This window comes from Neisseria sp. P0009.S007 (assembly GCF_051962515.1).
This window is the reverse complement of the sequence record NZ_JBQCVF010000163.1, coordinates 1-3,376: the sequence shown is the minus strand read 5'-3', so window position 1 is coordinate 3,376 and position 3,376 is coordinate 1. Positions and strand designations below refer to the sequence as shown.

Sequence of the window (3,376 nt, the reverse complement as noted above, 5' to 3'; positions counted from 1 at the left end):
TTGGTTTACGCCGTATACAACGGTTTTCACATCATTGCCGCCAGGTGCAGAAATCACAACTTTGCGCGCACCGGCACGGATATGGGCTTCCGCTTTGGTTTTATTGGTAAAGAAACCGGTACATTCGAGGACGACGTCCACACCCAGCTCGCCCCAAGGCAATTCTTCAGGATTAGGATTGGCAAATACTTTGATTTCTTTGCCGTTAACAACAATAGCGTCGTCTTTCAATTCGGCAGAGCCTTCAAAGCGGCCTTGAGTACTGTCGTATTTGAAGAGGTGCAACAGCATGTCTGCAGGAGTCAAGTCGTTAACAGCAACGACTTCGATACCTTGGGCTTTTTCAATTTGACGCAATGCCAGACGACCGATACGGCCAAAACCATTAATCGCTACTTTAATACTCATTTTGCTACTCCTAATTAGATGGAATGGGAAAAATTTTTCAGTAAAGCCATTGTATCCTGAAATAAAATTACTTTCTAGGATTATAGATAATTACTTTTAAGTTGTTTGATTTAAATAAAGAAAACATGAAATTCTTGTTTGTAGGAAAATATCAGGCAAATCGAATCAGTCCTTAATTTTGATATTTTATTTCATAAAAACCTTTTTCCAATCTTAAAAGTTTCATAAGTTTATGGAAATCATAAACTTAGTTCTATTTCCTCCGTATTTTGCCATTTTTGTGTTGATAATTCAGTGTTTTCTTCAAATCATAATATTTTAATTTTTAAAATGATGATTTTGATGAAGAACCAAACCATCTGTGGATAACGGAATAACTTTCTTTAAAACCAATTTGATAGTCGCTTTTTATCTTTGAGGCCAACCCCAACTGAATGCCGAAATAAAAAAGGATAGAATCTTAGTTCTTCTATTTTTCTGTGGATAAAACCCAAATTACCCACTTCAATTTCACATGCTATTGTGGATAATTAAAATTTTGAAATTCACACCCGCAAAACATCCATATTGGCAAATACTATTAAAAATGATGGCTTGTTTTTTCCTTTTTAACGTATCATTTGCCCATCAGACTTTTTAAAAGGAAGCAATTATGTTGCAACGGACTTTAGCCAAATTAGTAAGCGTTACCGGCGTTGGCCTGCATTCGGGCGAAAGGGTCGCTCTGACTTTGCATCCTGCCAAAGAAAACAGCGGTATTTCGTTCCGCCGTACTGATTTAAGCGGGGAAATGGGCGAAATAATCAAATTGAATCCTTATTTAATCAATGATACCCGCCTCTCTTCAACCATCGTTACCGATAAAGGCGTGCGCATCGGCACGATTGAACATATTATGTCGGCACTGTCTGCCTACGGCATCGACAATGCCTTGATTGAATTGAACGCGCCTGAAATTCCGATTATGGACGGCTCCAGCCTGCCGTTTATTTACCTTTTACAAGATGCAGGCGTGGTGGATCAAAAAGCCCAAAAACGTTTTTTGAGAATCCTCAAACCCATTGAAATCAAAGAAACCGGAAAATGGGTACGCTTTACGCCTTATGACGGCTTTAAAGTTACTTTAACCATCGAATTTGATCATCCCGTATTCAACCGCAGTGCACCTACTTTCGAGATTGATTTTGCAGGAAAATCCTATATCGATGAGATTGCCCGCGCCCGTACCTTCGGCTTTATGCACGAAGTGGAAATGATGCGCGCCCATAATCTCGGACTGGGCGGCAATTTGAACAACGCCATCGTGATTGACGACATGGATGTTTTGAATCCGGAAGGTTTGCGTTATCCCGATGAATTTGTCCGCCACAAAATCCTGGATGCGATTGGCGATTTGTACATTGTCGGCCATCCGATTATCGGTGCATTTGAAGGTTACAAATCAGGTCATGCTATCAATAATGCACTGTTGCGTGCCGTTTTGGCAGATGAAAGCGCTTACGAATGGGTTGAGTTTGCCAATGACGAAGACTTGCCCAGCGCTTTTCACGAGCTGCCGGCAGCCTGATAGAAAATAGATAAAGCAGTCCAATGAAAAGGCCGTCTGAACCTTTCAGACGGCCTAAATCATGTTGTTTTCCACAAGTAATTATCCACATATTCATATCTTTTATCTTATTGAAAAATAAAAATATTAAAATTTAATGTTATTCTTATACACATCTTATCCATATATTTTCCCAAACTAAAAAGGCCGTCTGAAACGAAGCTGTTCAGACGGTCTTTACATGTCAAACCGACAATATCAATCGCCCATGACCTTGCCTTCACGGCGCGGGTCGGCGCCGCCGAGTAAACCTTCTTTGCCGATCACAATGCCTTGCACGCCGGAATTCAAATCGCGGATTTGAACTTTATAGCCCAATTTTTCCAACGCAGCTGCTTTATCCGCCGCAGCGGTTTTATCCTCGATCTCATACTGGCTGCCGCGATTAAGCATATTCGGCAGAGAGATTGCCGCCTGAATGTCCATGCCCCAGTCGATATGCGCCACCAGCGTTTTGGCAACGAAACCGATGATGCGGCTGCCACCCGGCGAACCGACTGCCATATAAGGTTTTCCGTCTTTCATCACAATGGTCGGCGCCATCGAAGAACGCGGACGTTTTCCACCAGCAACGCTATTTGCCACCGTTTTACCATCCTCTCCGACAGGATTGAAGGCAAAATCGGTTAATTCGTTGTTGAGCAGATAACCGTTTGCCATCAGCCCCGAACCGAACGCGTTTTCAATCGAAGTCGTCATCGATACAACGTTACCGTCTTTATCCACAACCACCAAATGGCTGGTGGACGGCAGCTCGACCGCCATGCCCTGCGCGTATGCTTTGCCAAACTTGCCTGCCTGAATAGTTTCCAATGCCTTGTCAGCCTTGCGGATTTCTTCGGCACGCGGTTTCAAATAAGCTTGAGAAATCATGGCACGGGTCGGAACGTTTACAAACTTGGGATCGCCGACATAATAATCACGGTCGGCAAAAGCAATCCGCGACGCATCGCCTATCCAGCGCCAACTGTGGATATTTTCCGATCCCAACGCTTTCATATCCTGATTCTGCAATACGCCCAAAATCTGCCCCAAAGCGATTGCGCCGGAACTTGGCGCGCCCATGCCGCAAACTTCATATTCACGATACGGCGCACAAACCGGCTTACGCTCGATAACTTGATAGTTTTTCAAATCCGCCATGCTGATTTTGCCAGGATTATCCACAGCACTGGTAACGGCACGAACAATATTCTGCGCCTGCATTCCCTGATAAAACGGCGCACTGCCTTTTTCCGCCAATAGACGTACGGAACGCGCAAATTCAGGGTTTTTCAACACCGTTCCCGCAGCCAAAGGTTTGCCGTCAGGCAGGAAGTAAGCGGCGGTTTGCGGATAACGTTGCAAGGGTTCCAAATTTTG

The 3,376-nt window shown here is 43.9% G+C and carries 3 protein-coding genes; 1 reads left to right on the top strand and 2 read right to left on the bottom strand.

The window, feature by feature from the left end; all coding sequences use genetic code 11:
• Nucleotides 1-408, bottom strand: a 408-nt coding sequence (locus ACTHS3_RS10890) for a glyceraldehyde 3-phosphate dehydrogenase NAD-binding domain-containing protein (RefSeq protein WP_440367951.1), incomplete at its 3' end; no start/stop codon positions are given.
• Nucleotides 409-1,060: 652 nt separating this feature from the next.
• Between ACTHS3_RS10890 and lpxC the strand changes: the two genes are divergently transcribed.
• On the top strand, nt 1,061-1,975 hold the full coding sequence (gene lpxC / locus ACTHS3_RS10885; RefSeq protein ID WP_070504107.1) for a UDP-3-O-acyl-N-acetylglucosamine deacetylase: 915 nt from the start codon (nt 1,061-1,063) through the stop codon (nt 1,973-1,975).
• A gap of 237 nt (nt 1,976-2,212) precedes the next feature.
• On the opposite strand, the gene ACTHS3_RS10880 is transcribed toward lpxC, so the two are convergent.
• On the bottom strand, nt 2,213-3,376 hold a 1,164-nt coding region (locus ACTHS3_RS10880; protein WP_440367950.1), incomplete at its 5' end, for a gamma-glutamyltransferase family protein.